This window comes from Acinetobacter sp. DL27, assembly GCF_055810995.1.
In genome coordinates this window covers 21,632-38,176 of sequence record NZ_JBVVOK010000002.1, presented here as the reverse complement: position 1 = coordinate 38,176, position 16,545 = coordinate 21,632, and the positions used below count along the sequence as shown (strand labels likewise).

14 protein-coding genes and 7 pseudogenes are annotated in these 16,545 nt (G+C 37.6%); 11 read left to right on the top strand and 10 right to left on the bottom strand.

Annotation, left to right across the window (positions count from 1 at the left end; all coding sequences use genetic code 11):
- Nucleotides 1–226 precede the first annotated feature (226 nt).
- Nucleotides 227–304 (bottom strand): annotated as a pseudogene (locus AC0KVP_RS17055) (plasmid replication DNA-binding protein); the annotation flags it as partial.
- Nucleotides 305–505: 201 nt separating this feature from the next.
- Between AC0KVP_RS17055 and AC0KVP_RS17050 the strand changes: the two are divergent.
- Entirely contained in the window at nucleotides 506–1,087 is a 582-nt protein-coding gene (locus tag AC0KVP_RS17050; protein WP_180107377.1) for a recombinase family protein, read from the top strand.
- 105 nt (nucleotides 1,088–1,192) lie between these two features.
- On the opposite strand, the pseudogene AC0KVP_RS17045 reads toward AC0KVP_RS17050, so the two are convergent.
- A pseudogene (locus tag AC0KVP_RS17045) lies at nucleotides 1,193–2,470 on the bottom strand (MFS transporter).
- A gap of 23 nt (nucleotides 2,471–2,493) precedes the next feature.
- Nucleotides 2,494–3,852, bottom strand: coding sequence for an outer membrane beta-barrel protein (locus AC0KVP_RS17040; protein WP_026438267.1), 1,359 nt, complete (start codon nucleotides 3,850–3,852; stop codon nucleotides 2,494–2,496).
- A gap of 113 nt (nucleotides 3,853–3,965) precedes the next feature.
- Between AC0KVP_RS17040 and AC0KVP_RS17035 the strand changes: the two genes are divergently transcribed.
- A complete protein-coding gene (locus tag AC0KVP_RS17035; RefSeq protein ID WP_171265055.1) occupies nucleotides 3,966–4,136 on the top strand; it encodes a helix-turn-helix domain-containing protein in 171 nt (56 codons plus the stop codon).
- Here AC0KVP_RS17035 and AC0KVP_RS17030 read toward each other — a convergent pair.
- Nucleotides 4,134–4,223, bottom strand: a pseudogene (locus tag AC0KVP_RS17030) (helix-turn-helix domain-containing protein); the annotation flags it as partial. The gene AC0KVP_RS17035 and the pseudogene AC0KVP_RS17030 sit on opposite strands and share 3 nt — an antisense overlap.
- An 84-nt stretch (nucleotides 4,224–4,307) precedes the next feature.
- On the opposite strand from AC0KVP_RS17030, the pseudogene AC0KVP_RS17025 reads away from it, so the two are divergent.
- The 3 genes and pseudogenes from AC0KVP_RS17025 to AC0KVP_RS17015 all read left to right on the top strand — a co-directional run.
- Nucleotides 4,308–4,430: pseudogene (locus AC0KVP_RS17025) on the top strand (DNA-binding protein); the annotation flags it as partial.
- Nucleotides 4,431–5,045: 615 nt separating this feature from the next.
- Nucleotides 5,046–6,521 (top strand): ABC-F type ribosomal protection protein Msr(E), encoded by a 1,476-nt coding sequence (gene msr(E) / locus AC0KVP_RS17020; RefSeq protein WP_000052512.1) that lies wholly within the window; start codon nucleotides 5,046–5,048, stop codon nucleotides 6,519–6,521.
- A gap of 55 nt (nucleotides 6,522–6,576) precedes the next feature.
- On the top strand, nucleotides 6,577–7,461 hold the full coding sequence (locus AC0KVP_RS17015; protein WP_000155092.1) for an Mph(E) family macrolide 2'-phosphotransferase: 885 nt from the start codon (nucleotides 6,577–6,579) through the stop codon (nucleotides 7,459–7,461).
- Nucleotides 7,462–7,650: 189 nt separating this feature from the next.
- Here the strand turns inward: AC0KVP_RS17015 and AC0KVP_RS17010 are convergent, their stop codons facing one another.
- The 3 genes from AC0KVP_RS17010 to AC0KVP_RS17000 form a co-directional block, all read right to left on the bottom strand.
- Nucleotides 7,651–8,262, bottom strand: a complete 612-nt coding sequence (locus AC0KVP_RS17010; protein ID WP_015060246.1) for a recombinase family protein — start codon at nucleotides 8,260–8,262, stop codon at nucleotides 7,651–7,653.
- A 210-nt stretch (nucleotides 8,263–8,472) separates the two neighbouring features.
- Entirely contained in the window at nucleotides 8,473–9,927 is a 1,455-nt protein-coding gene (locus AC0KVP_RS17005) for a SulP family inorganic anion transporter (RefSeq protein ID WP_026438532.1), read from the bottom strand.
- A gap of 249 nt (nucleotides 9,928–10,176) precedes the next feature.
- Nucleotides 10,177–10,386, bottom strand: a complete 210-nt coding sequence (locus AC0KVP_RS17000) for a hypothetical protein (protein WP_004976362.1) — start codon at nucleotides 10,384–10,386, stop codon at nucleotides 10,177–10,179.
- A gap of 691 nt (nucleotides 10,387–11,077) precedes the next feature.
- On the opposite strand from AC0KVP_RS17000, the gene AC0KVP_RS16995 reads away from it, so the two are divergent.
- Nucleotides 11,078–11,413 carry a hypothetical protein gene (locus tag AC0KVP_RS16995; protein ID WP_002125021.1) on the top strand — a complete coding sequence of 112 codons (336 nt, stop codon included), beginning with the start codon at nucleotides 11,078–11,080 and terminating at the stop codon, nucleotides 11,411–11,413.
- A 39-nt stretch (nucleotides 11,414–11,452) separates the two neighbouring features.
- Nucleotides 11,453–11,560, top strand: a pseudogene (locus AC0KVP_RS16990) (type II toxin-antitoxin system death-on-curing family toxin); the annotation flags it as partial.
- Nucleotide 11,561: 1 nt separating this feature from the next.
- Here the strand turns inward: AC0KVP_RS16990 and AC0KVP_RS16985 are convergent.
- Complete coding sequence (locus AC0KVP_RS16985) at nucleotides 11,562–12,122, bottom strand: macro domain-containing protein (protein WP_473340644.1); 561 nt, start codon at nucleotides 12,120–12,122, stop codon at nucleotides 11,562–11,564.
- A 53-nt stretch (nucleotides 12,123–12,175) separates the two neighbouring features.
- Between AC0KVP_RS16985 and AC0KVP_RS16980 the strand changes: the two genes are divergently transcribed.
- The 3 genes and pseudogenes from AC0KVP_RS16980 to AC0KVP_RS16970 form a co-directional block, all read left to right on the top strand.
- Nucleotides 12,176–12,691 (top strand): hypothetical protein, encoded by a 516-nt coding sequence (locus AC0KVP_RS16980; RefSeq protein WP_473340641.1) that lies wholly within the window; start codon nucleotides 12,176–12,178, stop codon nucleotides 12,689–12,691.
- 122 nt (nucleotides 12,692–12,813) lie between these two features.
- Nucleotides 12,814–13,719 (top strand): annotated as a pseudogene (locus AC0KVP_RS16975) (type I restriction-modification system subunit M); the annotation flags it as partial.
- An 8-nt stretch (nucleotides 13,720–13,727) separates the two neighbouring features.
- Nucleotides 13,728–14,060 (top strand): annotated as a pseudogene (locus AC0KVP_RS16970) (DDE-type integrase/transposase/recombinase); the annotation flags it as partial.
- A gap of 144 nt (nucleotides 14,061–14,204) precedes the next feature.
- Here AC0KVP_RS16970 and AC0KVP_RS16965 read toward each other — a convergent pair.
- Nucleotides 14,205–14,438: a ribbon-helix-helix domain-containing protein gene (locus AC0KVP_RS16965; RefSeq protein ID WP_070155678.1), complete on the bottom strand. Its 234-nt coding sequence runs from the start codon at nucleotides 14,436–14,438 to the stop codon at nucleotides 14,205–14,207.
- Nucleotides 14,435–15,064, bottom strand: a complete 630-nt coding sequence (locus AC0KVP_RS16960) for an AAA family ATPase (RefSeq protein ID WP_125268346.1) — start codon at nucleotides 15,062–15,064, stop codon at nucleotides 14,435–14,437. Before AC0KVP_RS16960 ends, AC0KVP_RS16965 begins: the two co-directional genes overlap by 4 nt.
- Nucleotides 15,065–15,512: 448 nt before the next feature.
- Between AC0KVP_RS16960 and repM the strand changes: the two genes are divergently transcribed.
- On the top strand, nucleotides 15,513–16,424 hold the full coding sequence (gene repM, locus AC0KVP_RS16955; protein WP_473340638.1) for a replication initiation protein RepM: 912 nt from the start codon (nucleotides 15,513–15,515) through the stop codon (nucleotides 16,422–16,424).
- Nucleotides 16,425–16,545 lie beyond the last annotated feature (121 nt).

Sequence of the window (16,545 nt, the reverse complement as noted above, 5' to 3'; positions counted from 1 at the left end):
ATTTAATTTATTGGTTTAAAAACTAATGGATTCTATAGTTTATCTAAAATTAACATAATACACCTTATACGAAATGCTTGAAATTTTCCTTTTAGCCTCAATAGTTTAGTCAAAGCCGTTCTAGGGTTCAGCGCACTGGAACGGCTTTTTCATGATTATTCACGTTCCACGCCTATTTATTAAGCAATGTTTCACGACTTTGTTCATATTAGTTAAACAATCGTGGTTAATCATAGGGTCTAAAAAAACGGCTCCAAAAGCCCCTTTTTTCGGATTCTGGTTGTTCAGGGGTAGCAATCTGTTTAGGTGAACCATACTGGGTTTATTGGAGACAAGTTTTTAAATCTAATTTATGTAACTATAGAGTATGCCCTAACGCAACACTAGAAAGCCCCTAGAATTTGTGTCTCATTTAAATAAAATTTATCCATACGTTACATGTATCTTTTAAATCTAAAATTCATTAGTTACAATAAGCGAAAATAGGCGTCTAGTAGAGAACAATATGAAAGGTCATAAAGTTGGATATGTCAGAGTCAGCTCTATTGACCAAAATATTGGACGCCAACTTGAGGGAATTGAAGTCGACAGAATTTTTGTCGATAAAGCTTCAGGTAAAAATACAGCCCGTCCTAAATTTCAGGAAATGCTTAGTTATGTCCGTGAAGGAGACACGATTATTGTTCATTCGATGGATCGTTTTGCTCGTAGTCTAAAAGATTTGGTCACAGAAGTTGATCAACTCGTAAAAAGGGGAGTAGCCATCCAGTTTGTGAAAGAGAATATTACCTTCACGGCTCAGGCCACTCCGATGGATAATCTGATGTTGCAGTTAATGGGAGCTTTTGCTCAATTTGAACGAGAGATTATTCTTGAACGTCAGAAAGAGGGAATTAAAATTGCAGCTGCTCAAGGTAAATATAAAGGTCGGGTAGATAAATTGAATCCTGACCAGGCTAATGCCTTACGACAAGCCTGGAAAGAAGGGAAGTATCCATCGAAAGTTGATTTGGCAAAAGCATTTGGTATTAGCCGACAGGCTGTCTATCGATATTTGAAAAGAGATGGAATTTGTCTAGAAGAATAATGGCGATTCATGTTTATGCAACAAAGCCTTCACAATGACTAATAAAAGGATGTTCGATTAGGCATTGAATGAATACCTAATCGATAAAAAGCTTCCACTATTTAATTAAGCATTCTCAACTTGATTGACAGTTTTAGCTGGTTGAGTTGTAGCATTCACTTTACGCGGTGCTGTTTCTTTAATGAAGAAACTAATGACCATACCGATTAATGCACCAACAAGGCTGAGATAAAAAATATTTTGAATGCCATAATTTTCAGCAATTATTCCAGAAAGAACAGGGGCAATGCCTCCACCAAAGATTTCACCGGCACCCACAACTAAGCCAATTGATGAAGCTACAAGACCAGCCGGTGCTGACTCAGCAGCGATTGGACCTGAAAGTAAAGCAATTAAACCTAAACTAAAGAATGACAAGACGAACAGTAAACCAAATAAGCTCATAACTGTCGCAGGAGCGTTAGCAAATAAGTAGATAAAAATCGCCGATCCAAGGAAGCTCAGAATAGAGGCCGCACGACGACCGATCCAATCAGAGAACGTTGGTACTAAAAACTGACCTAGAAAACCACCAAAACCAATCGCTGAAACAACGATACCCATATCCTGAGGAGTAAGCTTTTAATAATTTTCTAAATAAAGCGGAACCATCGCACTAATTACAAATACACATGACATGGTACAAAATAGTCCAATCATACTCAGTAAAATATTACGGGTTTTAAGTAGTGCGAACCAATTTACTTTTTCTTTAGACTCCGCCTGTTTTTCTAAAATTAACAGTTGACCGCCTTGAGTTTGTTCAGGTTCGCGTAGTACAAAAAATAAAAATACAGCTAGAATAAAACCTGGAATTGCAACGACCCAAAAAACTTCACGCCAGGAAGGAACTACTAGCATGAGTTGGGTTGCAATGATTGGACCTAATCCTAAACCAAATAAGGCAAAACCACTTTGTTGTAACCCTTGTAATGCGCCACGACGAGAAGGTTTTGCTGCAACTGCTGTTGCTGCAAAGCTTGTAGGACAAAATGCACCTTCAGACACGCCCATTAACGCTCGGATTAAGATTAAACTAGTAAGACCCATGGCCGCACCAGAAAATCCGGATGCTAAAGAAAAAACAATTAAAGATAGGATTAAAATTTTGCGATGACCGATCTTATCAGAAAGTCGTCCTGCAAAAATGGCGAATATCCCCCAAGTGATACCTAGGGCACCGAAAATCATACCTACATCTTGATAATTTAATGAGAGGTCTCGCATGATTGAAGGCAATAATGGTGCAATAATCCACCGATCTAAGCCGACTAAACCAAAACCTAAGGTCAGAAGAAGTACTATCTTCCATTCATAGGAAGTATCCCATTTTTGTGTATTCATTATTAATTTCCTTTTAAATGAATTTAGAAAAAGAATGTCAAATCAAGAGAGTAAGAAAGCTGGTCATCTTCGGTGCCATTAATCAGAGGCGGTAAAGTATGATGTGGGGAAGCAAAAGGTTTACTACCTCCGCTATACCAGTCGTAACGGATCTCGGGACGTACACGCAAGTAAGGTTTCGGGTTCCACGTCATATTTGCGGTGACAGCTTTATAGATACCGTCGTAGGGAACGAGAACGTGAACACCATCAGTGTCAAAATACTCTGCTCGTATCGCTGAACTTAGTTGCGGATTAAAGTTATGCTTATAGCTCACATTAATGCCTTGCCATGATGCATCTTTACCGCCATTCGCAGGTACCCCGAACGGTTCAGCATTAAACACGTCAGCCAACAAAGCTTTTTCTTGATAACCATAAGATGCTTCAGCAGTCACACTGTTTTTTGGATTAAGAAATTTGGTAACTGTTAAATAACTTTGATAGCGATTGAGTTTTTTATCCTTGGCCAACTCTGAACTCGCAGGAATTGGTGATCCACAACCACATTTAGCAAAAGAATCATCTGCGCCATTGCCAAAGATATTTTCAAAATCTACCCATGTTGAAAAATCTTTACTACGCCAGCGTAAATTTGCAATAACATCCCAATCCTTGTTTGGATCTTGTAAATTGTTATGGCCTCGTACAGCTCCTAATTCATAGGAAAGTGTGGCGCTACCAGGTTCATTAAGAATGTGGCTGCTCCATAAAGCCCCTACATGTTTGGCTGGTCCATGAATAAAACTATATGGGTGTGTGTAAAAGGTAGTTGGTGCGGGTGCAGGGAGTGCAAAACCAATTTCGTTAATCAGTGGTGTATGAAACAACCCAACCATTAAGTTACTACCACCTAATACAGGTAAGTAGAGCTCGGCATAGGCTTGTGTTAGCGTGGCGTACATATCAGACGAGCCAAAATTGCCGACTTTATTACTTCCCCAATCATCATCTAAGCCGTAAGTGCGGAAGAAGAAATTATCGGCACCATACATGCCTGTAATATTAAAGCCCCAGTCAAATTCTTGAGGCATTGGCCCAGGAAAAGCACCAACACGGCTAACAATATTACTTTCTACCTTTTTCTCGACCATAATGGCTGCCTGGTCAAGTGTTACACCATCATCACGACGAAAAATTGTTGCTGGAGTTAACTGTCCTCCATGATTACTATCAGCGATACTGGCTTGGACCCAGCCTGTAACTTTAATATCTAGGTCATTTTCATTAACGGATTTAAAAAGCCAACCTTGAGGTTCAGAGGCAGGTTCTTCTGCGTGGGTTGTGGCATGAGCAAATAACATTGCTAACATAAGGCTACGGATATGTGTTGATTTTTTCATTCAGCATCTCTACTAGCTTCAGGGACTACCATGTCCCCACATTTTTATGGTGTTCGCATTGCGAACTTTGTTCTCTATGCGAACACTATTCATTCAATGAAAAAGGGAGAACTATGTCAAGTTTGCTTAATGACAAGGACTATGTAGCCTCACTAGAAAAAGGCCTATTAGTCTTAAATTTATTCAATGAAAAAAACAGGAAAATTACTCTATCTGAGACAGCTAATTTATTAGATATGACCCGAGCTACGGCTAGGCGTTTTTTAAAAACGCTCGAAATATGAAATACCGAGTTCGCGGCTAATTGCCTTAATAGATTGACCTTGTTGATGAAGTATTTGGATTGTCACTGCTTGCTCCAAAGTTAACATGTTGAGCAGTCCAAAAAGACCACTATATTAACCAAGGGGGTCAATTTTCAAATGCTGTTGGGGGGTCATTTTTACATTGCCGCTAACAAAGCTGAAGCTTTACGACAAGTATGGAAGGAGGGGAAGTATCCATCGAAAATGGCATTAGGGAAAGCTTTTGGGATTAGTCGTCAGGCGGTATACCGATATTTACAAGTTAGTGAATAGCTTATTGGGATTAGCAACTAAATTTAGTTTAACTTATAAAAATCATGAAACACTGTTCGAATTTTAAGCGTGGAACATGAATAATCAATAAAAAGCCGCTCTGGTGCCCTATATTCCAGAACGGCTTGCTTTAATATAATGATATTTAAAGAGAAATATCAAGCATTACGTATAAGGTGTATTATGTTAATTTTAGAAAATCTTCACTACTATTATTTTAAAATAAGCCTTATATCCAAGCATAAAACAAGGTTGTCTAGACTTCTTTTAACAGTAAAGTTATCATAAAACTGAATTTTATTTTTTAGGTAAGTTTATGCATTCTATCCGCATTCGTTAAGACACAACTATTTGCATAGTGACACTATTTTATAATGGTGGGCTTTTGTTGTGTCTTTAAGAATATATGCGGATATATAAAGTAAAAGTATGCTTAATTTATAAGTATGCTTTTAGTGCATAGTTTCCAGTTATAACTTAATTGACTAGCTATTTGTCCACCCTGTGGATGAATAGCTTTTTTTTTGGGAGGACACTGTGATGCTAGCTTTTGTTTTCACCTAAATCCTGTTTGCTGCATAAAAAATTTCAAGAGCTAAACAGGAGTAAATAAAAATGAGTTTAATTATTAAAGCGAGAAACATACGCTTGGATTATGCTGGGCGTGATGTTTTGGATATTGATGAATTGGAAATTCACTCTTATGACCGTATTGGTCTTGTGGGTGATAACGGAGCAGGAAAGAGTAGTTTACTCAAAGTACTTAATGGCGAAATTGTTTTAGCCGAAGCGACATTACAGCGTTTTGGTGATTTTGCACATATCAGCCAACTGGGCGGAATCGAAATAGAAACGGTCGAAGACCGGGCAATGTTATCTCGCCTTGGTGTTTCCAATGTACAAAACGACACAATGAGTGGCGGAGAGGAAACTCGTGCAAAAATTGCTGCCGCATTTTCCCAACAAGTACATGGCATTCTAGCGGATGAACCAACCAGCCACCTTGATCTCAATGGAATAGATCTACTTATTGGTCAACTTAAAGCATTTGATGGAGCATTACTTGTTATCAGTCATGACCGATATTTTCTTGATATGGTTGTAGACAAGATATGGGAGTTAAAAGACGGTAAAATTACGGAATATTGGGGTGGTTACTCGGATTACTTGCGTCAAAAAGAAGAAGAGCGACAACACCAAGCCGTAGAATATGAGCTGATGATGAAGGAACGGGAGCGATTAGAATCTGCTGTGCAAGAAAAACGCCAGCAAGCTAATCGATTAGACAATAAGAAAAAAGGAGAAAAATCCAAAAACTCTACCGAAAGTGCTGGACGACTTGGGCATGCAAAAATGACTGGCACCAAGCAAAGAAAACTGTATCAGGCAGCTAAGAGTATGGAAAAGCGTTTGGCTGCATTAGAAGATATTCAAGCACCAGAGCATTTGCGTTCTATTCGTTTTCGTCAAAGTTCAGCCCTAGAACTGCACAATAAGTTCCCGATTACGGCAGATGGTCTGAGCTTAAAATTTGGTAGCCGTACTATCTTTGATGACGCTAACTTTATAATACCGCTTGGCGCTAAAGTCGCTATAACTGGATCGAATGGAACAGGGAAAACGTCCTTGTTAAAAATGATATCAGAACGTGCTGATGGATTAACCATATCTCCAAAAGCTGAAATTGGCTACTTTACACAAACAGGATATAAATTTAACACGCATAAATCTGTGCTCTCCTTTATGCAGGAAGAGTGCGAGTACACAGTTGCGGAAATTCGTGCAGTATTGGCTTCAATGGGGATCGGAGCGAATGATATTCAAAAAAACTTATCCGACTTATCGGGAGGTGAAATCATCAAACTGCTTTTATCCAAAATGCTTTTAGGAAAATATAATATTTTGCTTATGGATGAACCAGGAAACTATCTTGACCTAAAAAGTATTGCCGCATTAGAAACAATGATGAAGTCCTATGCAGGAACTATTATCTTCGTATCTCATGACAAGCAATTGGTCGATAATATTGCTGACATTATCTACGAGATCAAAGACCACAAAATCATCAAGACTTTTGAGAGAGATTGTTAATGATAGCCAATCTAATCCGAACATTAATTATTGAACTCTTTAAAGGAAATTAAAAATGACAATTCAAGATATTCAATCACTTGCTGAAGCACACGGCTTGTTGCTTACGGACAAAATGAATTTCAATGAAATGGGCATTGATTTTAAGGTCGTTTTTGCTCTTGATACAAAGGGGCAACAATGGTTGCTGCGTATTCCTCGTCGTGATGGCATGAGGGAACAAATCAAGAAAGAAAAACGCATTTTAGAATTGGTAAAAAAACATCTTTCTGTAGAGGTTCCTGATTGGAGAATTTCATCTACAGAATTAGTGGCTTATCCCATACTTAAAGATAATCCTGTTTTAAATTTGGATGCTGAAACCTATGAAATAATTTGGAATATGGACAAAGATAGCCCGAAATACATAACATCTTTGGCAAAAACCTTATTTGAAATCCATAGTATTCCTGAAAAAGAAGTTCGGGAAAATGATTTGAAAATTATGAAACCTTCAGATTTAAGACCTGAAATAGCAAACAATTTGCAGTTAGTAAAATCTGAAATTGGTATAAGTGAGCAATTGGAAACCCGCTACAGAAAATGGTTGGATAATGATGTTCTATGGGCAGATTTCACCCAATTTATACATGGCGATTTATATGCTGGGCATGTACTAGCTTCAAAGGATGGAGCTGTTTCAGGCGTTATTGATTGGTCAACAGCCCATATAGATGACCCAGCGATTGATTTTGCTGGGCATGTAACTTTGTTTGGAGAAGAAAGCCTCAAAACTCTAATCATCGAGTATGAAAAACTAGGGGGTAAAGTTTGGAATAAACTATATGAACAGACTTTAGAAAGAGCAGCGGCCTCTCCTTTGATGTATGGTTTATTTGCCTTAGAAACTCAAAATGAAAGCCTTATCGTTGGAGCAAAAGCTCAGTTGGGAGTTATATAATTTAAAAATATGATTGCTGAGAACTGCCTTGTTTTGAAACTTGGTTGGCTTTAATTAGTTTTTAGTATTCTTTATAGAAAATGCCTCGATCAAGGGGCATTTCTAACAATCATTTAACATAAAATTTCTTATGTGAAGTAACCTGAATGCAGCGGTGCCCCATTGGGGGCGCGTTGAGATAAGCCTCTTTTAGATAACTTTAGCAACTCGATAGACAGTTGCAACTCCACAATTCACTGCTTTGGCAATTTCTTCCTTAGTCATATTGCCAACTACTAGCAATTCTTTTATTCGTTTATGTTTAGCCTCATTTGCCTTCTTGCCTGTTGGTTTGTAACCCGAACGTGCCAGGCCCTGCTTAATACGTTCTATACGTTTCTCATTGTCTAGGCGGGCCATTGTTGCCAGAAGATCAATCAACATATTGTTGATGAGTTCCAAGATTGAATGAGTAATGCTGTCACTGGTTTGAATCATTTGGTAGGTAGTAGGAAGATCTGCTACGACTAAACGAAGTCCCTTCTCCTGGATCCTGCGCTTCAGCTCTTGAAAATCTCGTTGGGTTAGGCGTGATAAGCGGTCAATACTTTCAACTAACAATGTGTCACCTTGATTTGCTTCTGACAGTAGCTTATTCAATTCAGGTCGGTCTAACTTCGTACCACTATAGTTTTCCACGTACACAATGGTTTCACCCAAATTCAAGTTTTGGTTTAGATCCTGAAGAATCTGCAAAGCCCTTTCTGCATCTTGATCTTTAGTTGAAGCTCGTAGATAAATACGTGTATTCATTTCTATCATTTAATCTTAATTCTATTAGATTAATGATAATACTATCATTTAATTATTGCATTAAGTCTAATGATAGATATTGTATGCGATTTGGCTCGCTATCATTCAGGTATAGTCTTTTGATAAAAAAAGCATGACTAAAAGCCATGCCTTGGGAATTCGTATAACGTGTATTATGTTAATTTTAGAAATTCTATATAAATATAGAATTTTTAAAACTTAAATTCTGGCATGTGTCCCATACTTATCAATCATGATCGAACTGGCTTCATTTAGACCACGTACTGTGACATTCGCACCATTCTTTTGAAATTTATTTACAACAGAATCAAGCATGGCGACTGATGTTACATCCCAAATGTGAGAATGGGTCAAATCAATAATCACCTCCTTTACATCCTCTTTAAAGTCAAAACCTTGCATGAATTTTTCAGAAGAACTAAAGAAGATCTGACCTCTCAACTCATATAAACGGGCCATTCCTTCAAAAGATGCTGTCACCTGGATATCATTTTCAAGTTTATTCGCCAGGAACAAGGCTGAAAGTAATACGCCTGTTAACACACCCAAAGCCAGGTTATGCGTAGCAACAACTACAATCACCGTCGCAATCATGACGATATTACTGCTCTTAGGATTATCTTTTAACTGAGTGACAGAACTCCATTCAAAGGTACTGATAGAGACCATTATCATTACCGCTACCAATGCAGCCATTGGAATCACTTTGAGCCAGTCGCTGATAAATACAACCAGAATAAGAAGAAAAATGCCCGCAGAGAATGTTGATAAGCGTGTAAGGCCACCTGATTTTACGTTAATCATAGATTGACCAATCATTGCACAACCGGCCATGCCACCCATAAAGCCAGAAGCAATATTCGCAATCCCTTGTCCCTTACATTCCTGATATTTATCACTTGGCGTATCAGTCATTTCATCCACGATAGTTGCTGTCATCATCGATTCAAGTAAACCTACAGCCGCCAGTGCGACTGAATAAGGCAAAATAATCATCAATGTTTCAATATTCAAAGGAATATCTGGAATCAAGAACATTGGAAGTGTGTCAGGTAAAGACCCCATATCGCCCACGGTCCGTACATCAATTCCTAAAGCGATTGCCAATAATGTGATTGCAATGATGCAGACTAGTGGAGAAGGGAGTAATTTTCCTAATTTGGGAACCAGAGGGAATAGATAAATAATTGCTAAACCTAAAGCAACAAAAGCATATACATGCCAGGTCACATTAATCAGTTCAGGCAATTGAGCCATGAAAATTAAGATCGCTAACGCATTTACGAATCCAATAACCACAGATTTAGATACAAACCGCATTAACTTGGCGAGCTTTAAATAGCCTGCCAATATTTGAATCACGCCTGTCAAAATTGTTGCTGCCAGCAGATATTCAAGCCCATGCTCTTTGACCAATGTGACCATAAGCAGCGCCATTGCACCAGTGGCTGCTGAAATCATGGCAGGACGACCACCTACGAAAGAAATCACGACGGCAATACAGAAGGATGCGTATAGACCAACTTTAGGATCTACACCTGCAATAATTGAAAATGCGATGGCTTCAGGGATGAGTGCAAGACCGACGACTAATCCGGCAAGTACATCCCCACGGATGTTAGAGAACCACTGTTCTCGGACATTAGATAACATAAACATAGCCTGTTTTTTAATTTTTCAGATAGGCTAGTGATGTGATATATACAACACACAAACGACTACACCACATCACTAGACAGTGATGAGTTATTTACAGATTTAAGACGATAAATAAACTTAAGGTGGCGTAAGTGTCATAAGATGAAAGAACGTTTTAGAGTAAAAAAATCAGGACAAGGGTAACAGCTAGGTACTTTTTTATAAAGCCTGGATGTTATATCCAAGCTTTGTTTAATCGGTATTTTATGAAGCTTTTGGCTCCCCAAGTAATTGACCTATTTCCAAACGTGTATAGCCACGTTCTTTAAAAATCAAAACAATAGCCTGTTTATAATCTTCAGAAGTAGAAGTCTTATACTTAGTTATCAGTTGATTTTCAGAATTCAGCTCAAGATCATTTTTGATGGTCAATACTTCGCTAGAGATCTTGTTAAAGATATTTAGGTTAAACATACAGGCACTCGTCATCCGTATTATAGCGGCCCGACTATAACGAATACCTGTCTTAGCTACGCTAGACACCCTTGGCCGCAAGGATTACAAATTAAGAAAAATTCCGCAAGTTTTTGTCTATTGAAAGAATAAATAATCTCCCAACTGCTATCTATTTAACATAATGGTGGTTATACGCAATACACTTGTATATTAATATAAAAATCAATGACTTAAAATTTCACATTCAACCCTAAAATCCGTAAAAAGCCGATTTTGAAACAAGTCGGCTTTTTTATGAGCGGTTTTGATATTTTTTGCCAACATTTTTGCTCAAAAAACACTCAAAACCAAGAATCACATACACTCTATAAGGCTTTCAGCCTAAAAACAATCCACAATTTTTGCGGATAAACCTTGGGGTAAGTTTTGAGCAATGTTGTACGCTCAGGCTGACATGAATTAAGGACCATTGCGTCTATGTCACCGCAGGGATTTTTCATATGATAGGGACATAGAGAACAGGATGTTCCAACACATAAAACAATAATGATAAGTGCGACACCAGGACGTGAGGTACGACAGGAGTTATACCTAAACACCCAATACGAAAAAGCCCGACAGGATGTCGGGCTTTTTTATTGTCTGAATATTTTCGGATAATCCGTATTATATTAATTTTAGTTGAACTTAAAACTAGGCATAAAGACAAATGAAAATAGGGATCTTTTGGTACTGGAATAATCAAGTCATTGGTATTGCACATTCCTTTAATATTACGAAAGCAGACTCTATTGGCCTGATTGATAGCCCATATACACATATTGAATATTGGATTACATTGCAAGAAAAGTATTCTGAACTACAAAACTATGAGTATGAACAGATCCCAAGAGGTCGAGTAATTTTTGATACCAACAAAGAAAAATCAATTATTTATTTGGATAAGACATTGTTATATAAATCAAAAATTAATAAAGTCTATGATTTTTTTAATTTAAATCCAGAACAATCGGTGCTAAAAAAAGACTCACACTATCAAATTTGACCAACACTACTGTTAGATCAACAAACTTGCGTTAAAATACACACGGGTTTAGATGATTTAATGGTTGATATCGTTGAATCCCAAGAAGATCATGAGCTTTTAGCCAAACTGGTAGCAGGATTCTTATATGAGCTATCTATAATTTAATTTATTCAATCTGTATTTTTATTTTTGGGTCGTTAATGTTAGAAAGTATCTCCTTATAAATTAAATAGTTTTCATCATCTCGGCATACAAAAAATACTTCTTCAACACAGTCATATTGGGGAAGTGTTGAAAGTATGGTACCAATTGCAATTTCGGCTGCCAGTTGGCGAGGAAAACCATAAACACCTGTACTGATGTTTGGAAAAGAAATAGTTTTTACACCAATATGGTTAGCTTTCATAATCGCATTACTATAAGCATCACAAAGCAATTGTGGCTCATTACGCTCACCATCTAACCATCTTGGCCCAACAGCATGAATAAGATATTGGGCAGGCAGGTTTCCAGCAGTAGTAACTTCTGCTTGTCCAGTTGAACACCCGCCTTTTTCTTGATGAAGTTGAATACATTCATTCTTCATCAAAGGTCCTGCTTTTTTATGAATGATATAATCAAGCCCACTGCCACCAAGCAAAGACTTATTCGCTGAATTAACGATAGCCTGTACAGCGAATGTTGTAATATCTGTTTGGATTAAAATAACTTTCTTAAGATTACTCATTTTATCACTATAATAAAATCGCTAAGGTAGCAGTAATTTTTTGGAAAACCAACATGACTGAAAAAGAACATATTAATCAATACATTAAGAGCACGTGTGATTTAATCATTCAACATGTAAAAAACATTATCACTCTTCAAGAAAACATTAATAAACCATGGGGATATAGCTCCAGATTAATGGAGCATTTATTTCATCCAGAAAATGAACTGCTTTTTAAAGGATACTCAAAGAATATTTTTAATAATAAATCAGCAATGGCTATTAAGCCATGGAAAGAACATATTGTTCCCATGGCTTATGTCTTTAACAACTTATGGGTATTAATTGAAAGCAATGAATTATCAGATGCTGAACTCTCCAAAATTCTACAAAGAAATCTTGGTGTAGCCCATATTTCCTATGAAGAACAGAAAAAGTTAGATACTAAATTTTCAGGATTAAAAACAAATATGCCTAATGGATGGTGTTTGAAAACAGGTGATCCTATAGATCGTTTAAAAGCAGTTGGTATTGAATTAGTTGATGAAAATGGGTTTGAAATTCAATCTTTAATTACCCCTATTTAACATAAAATCTCTTATTCGAAATTCATCATTTATCTACTTTCATAACCTAATAAACCTAATTTTTATAAGCAGATACTCGCTATACTTAAGTAAATTTAGGTATTACTAGAGATTCTTGCTTCATGACCCAGGTTCAACTTCAACAACTACAAAAACATCTTTGGAATATTGCAAACGACTTACGTGGAAAAATGGGAGCCGATGAGTTCCGTGACTACATTCTCGGCTTCATTTTCTACAAATACCTGTCAGAAAAAGCGATTTCTTTTGCCAATGAACTGTTGAAAGATGAAGGCCTTGCAGAAAAATACTATCAACTTGATGAAAATAACCCTGATCACGCTGAACTGATTGACGGCATCAAAGAAAACTCAGTTGAAGAAGTCGGTTATGCCCTAGCACCAAAACAACTGTTCCACACAATTGCTGAACGTGGTCGTCAGGGTGAGTTTATTCTTGATGAGCTTTCAAATACCTTACGAGAAATCGAACGTAGTACCTTGGGTGCTGAGTCTGAAGATGACTTTGCCAATCTATTTGAAGATCTCGACCTCAACTCAACTAAACTTGGTAACAATGCCAACGATCGTAATGAATTGGTCAGCAAAGTACTGACGCATTTAGACAATATTGATTTCGATCTCAGTAACTCGGAATCTGATGTATTGGGTGATGCCTACGAATATCTGATTGGTGAATTTGCTTCCGGTGCTGGTAAAAAAGCTGGTGAATTCTATACACCTCAAACCGTTTCAACATTGCTTGCGAAGATAGTAACCCAAGGTAAAGAGCGTCTACGTTCAGTCTATGATCCAACATGTGGCTCAGGTTCTTTGCTTTTGCGTGTAAAACGTGAAGTTCAAGATGTCGATATGATTTACGGTCAAGAGATGAACCGTACCACCTACAACTTGGCACGAATGAACATGATTCTGCATGATGTTCACTTTGCTAAATTCGATATCAAGCAAGAAGACACACTCACTCGTCCACAGCATAAAGATTTACGTTTTGAAGCAGTGGTCGCCAAGGGGCGTATTTATACCGGGCAGTTGATCTACGTGGTCATCGATTTTCACCTCTCCGCTGTAATACCCAGGCGGCTTATCGGTTTCTCGGAAAAATTCTGAACAACGAGAAGCAATGGCAAATTCCAAGGGTGATCAACACGGAAAAGCACCCACATATGGATGTGCTTTGTCACGGTTAAAACGAGAAGGAAAATGTCCACCAAATCTTGAGTACAGGCAGGTTAAGTACAAGAATAACGTGATCGAATGTGATCATGACAGGCGGACAAGCTTCATCATTCTATTATGGTCAGCCTCAGGGTGAAGTGTGTCTAATCAATAGAGTTTTCGGTCTCTAAACACTTTTTAAAGGGAACATCATCGACTCAAATCTCTATTTGCAACAGTGCCTAAAAAAGCCCTTAATGATTAAGGGCTTTTTTATATTCAAAAAACAACTAATTTAAAACTAAAATAATTTTAATTTAGTTTCAAATTGGTTGCTATTCTTCACTAAGTTTCTTCAAAGCAAATCTAATAATTCCATTATGAGTTTGACCATACTTTTCAGCTAACTCAGTCAATAATTTGTACTCATATTCATTCATTGGAATCGTATGCGTCTTGAATTTTCTAGAGGCTTTAGGATCTAGTTTAGGGGTGATTTGTTCGTTAGCCCCATTGATGAAGGCTTCAAGATCTGGCGTTGTCTTGGCAATTTCCCTTTTCTTAATCATGCAAGAAGTTCCTCCATAAATGCCTCAAACTCTTCTATCGCTTTTGGATTATTTGATTCGACAACGCCTTTACCTTCAGCGGTGACATCACGGTAAACCTTGCGATCATGGATTACTGATGACAATGCTGTGAACAGAGGAAAGTCAGCGAGATAATCATTTGCTTGTTGTACTTCAGACACTGATGGATTGGTTGGAGCCAATGTCAGTAAGCCAAATGGCTTCAGATCTTCATTAAATGATTTTGCTTGATCAATCACTTCTGAAAGGTGAGGTAAAGTGTCCAGGTCAAATTGTGATGGTCTGAATGGGACGACCATGTAATGGGCTGTTAACATTGCTGTTCTAAGCTCTTTGCTATCGTGACCTGCAACATCGACAATTACATAGTCATACCGGCTATTTAAGTCTTTCAAAGTGTTCTTGATGTCACCATAACGCTGAACGCAATGAACCTTAGGTAGATCTGTGTTATCACGATCTTTAACCCAGTTTGCTGAGCTTTGTTGAGGATCTGCATCGACAAGTACGATGTCTTTGTTATGTTTAGCAAGATAAGCAGCTATGTTGATGGCTATTGTAGATTTTCCACATCCACCTTTTTGGCTTCCAATTAACACAATCATTTTAGGTATATTTTAGAACTAATTTGTATCTAATATAGTTTCACTATGCAATTAAGTAAAGATGTTTTCGTTTGGCTTTCTTAACATAAAAGATATAAATACCTTTTCCCACCATACCAATTATTAGATTATTTCTTCTTTGATTTCATAGTATGCAATTGATACACGAGAAGTAAATAATCTTTAATCTTTCAACAAAATCCTTTTTTATTTTTATTTTTAATATTTTTAATATTTTTAGACAGGCTAAAACTCTTTACACAAAAGGCTTTCAGAGCCTATACCGATACCTTTCCCCACCTATACCGATACCTTTCCCCACCTATACCGATACCTTTCCCCACCTATACCGATACCTTTCCCCACCTATACCGATACCTTTCCCCACCATTTACATACTTGAGTTGTTTAAGTATAGTTATTAGCAATAAGAATTAGGAAAGTCATTGTGACAAAAGAGTTAGTAGTTAAAGACAATGCCTTAATCAATGCCAGTTATAACCTAGATACTACAGAGCAGCGTCTCATTCTTTTGGCCATCGTACGAGCCAGAGAGATAAGCAAAGATGTGGATGCTAAGAGCACCTTAGAAGTCCATGCACAGCACTATATGAAGCAATTCAATGTAGATAGACATGCTGCCTACGAAGCTCTAAAGAACGCTGCTAATAGCCTGTTTGAGCGCAAGTTCAGTTATAAAGGTATCCATGAGGCTACCCAGAAGGAAAAGATCGTTAAATCGCGTTGGGTGTCAAGAATAGCCTATGTCGATTCTGCCGGTATTCTTGAACTGGTTTTTGCTCCAGATGTCATTCCCTTGATCACTGAATTAGAGCAATCTTTTACTTCGTATGAACTGAAGCAAATAAGCTCATTAACCAGCAAGTATGCGATCCGTCTATATGAATTGTTAATTCAGTGGCGCAGTATTGGTAAAACTCCACTCTTCCTTGTTGATGACTTTCGCTTCAAGCTGGGACTGGGTAGTGATGAATACAAGATCATGAGCAACTTTAAGAAGAAAGTCCTAGATGCTGCTTTGGTTCAAATCAACGAAAAGACGGATATTGTTGCGGCCTATGTGCAACATAAGTCTGGCCGAAACATTACCGGATTCTCTTTCTCTTTTAGTTCTAAGAAAACCAAAGAGACTGAGAGTGGGTCTCACAAAAAACTCAGCGATAAACAGATTAGGCTATTCGCAAACAAGCTTGCCCATTACGATCCATTTGCCAGTCAGAAAGCCGAAGTTGGTGAATCGTATGCAGACTTGGAGAAAAGACTTCTGATTGAGCTGCAAGATGTTAAGGCTGTCAGGAAGTATGCAGGTACTCTGAAAGAGTTAGGTCTTGAGGTATAAAACGAAACTATATTAGTTTTATATTGAAACTAATATAGTTTCTTAATGATTTCAATTTAATTTCAGAAAATTCAAGCAGAAGCTAACTAAGCTGCCAACTGTTCTGCTTGTTTCAAGACAG

Excerpts from the sequence above, each read along its gene's own strand:
- AC0KVP_RS16980 (WP_473340641.1), top strand. The coding sequence starts at position 12,176 with ATGACTGAAAAAGAACATATTAATCAATACATTAAGAGCACGTGTGAT.
- AC0KVP_RS17010 (WP_015060246.1), bottom strand. The coding sequence starts at position 8,262 with ATGATAGAAATGAATACACGTATTTATCTACGAGCTTCAACTAAAGAT.
- AC0KVP_RS16960 (WP_125268346.1), bottom strand. The coding sequence starts at position 15,064 with ATGATTGTGTTAATTGGAAGCCAAAAAGGTGGATGTGGAAAATCTACA.
- AC0KVP_RS17035 (WP_171265055.1), top strand. The coding sequence starts at position 3,966 with ATGTCAAGTTTGCTTAATGACAAGGACTATGTAGCCTCACTAGAAAAA.
- AC0KVP_RS16965 (WP_070155678.1), bottom strand. The coding sequence starts at position 14,438 with ATGATTAAGAAAAGGGAAATTGCCAAGACAACGCCAGATCTTGAAGCC.
- AC0KVP_RS16995 (WP_002125021.1), top strand. The coding sequence starts at position 11,078 with ATGAAAATAGGGATCTTTTGGTACTGGAATAATCAAGTCATTGGTATT.
- AC0KVP_RS17050 (WP_180107377.1), top strand. The coding sequence starts at position 506 with ATGAAAGGTCATAAAGTTGGATATGTCAGAGTCAGCTCTATTGACCAA.
- AC0KVP_RS17000 (WP_004976362.1), bottom strand. The coding sequence starts at position 10,386 with ATGTTTAACCTAAATATCTTTAACAAGATCTCTAGCGAAGTATTGACC.
- AC0KVP_RS17005 (WP_026438532.1), bottom strand. The coding sequence starts at position 9,927 with ATGTTATCTAATGTCCGAGAACAGTGGTTCTCTAACATCCGTGGGGAT.
- AC0KVP_RS17015 (WP_000155092.1), top strand. The coding sequence starts at position 6,577 with ATGACAATTCAAGATATTCAATCACTTGCTGAAGCACACGGCTTGTTG.
- AC0KVP_RS16985 (WP_473340644.1), bottom strand. The coding sequence starts at position 12,122 with ATGAGTAATCTTAAGAAAGTTATTTTAATCCAAACAGATATTACAACA.
- AC0KVP_RS17040 (WP_026438267.1), bottom strand. The coding sequence starts at position 3,852 with ATGAAAAAATCAACACATATCCGTAGCCTTATGTTAGCAATGTTATTT.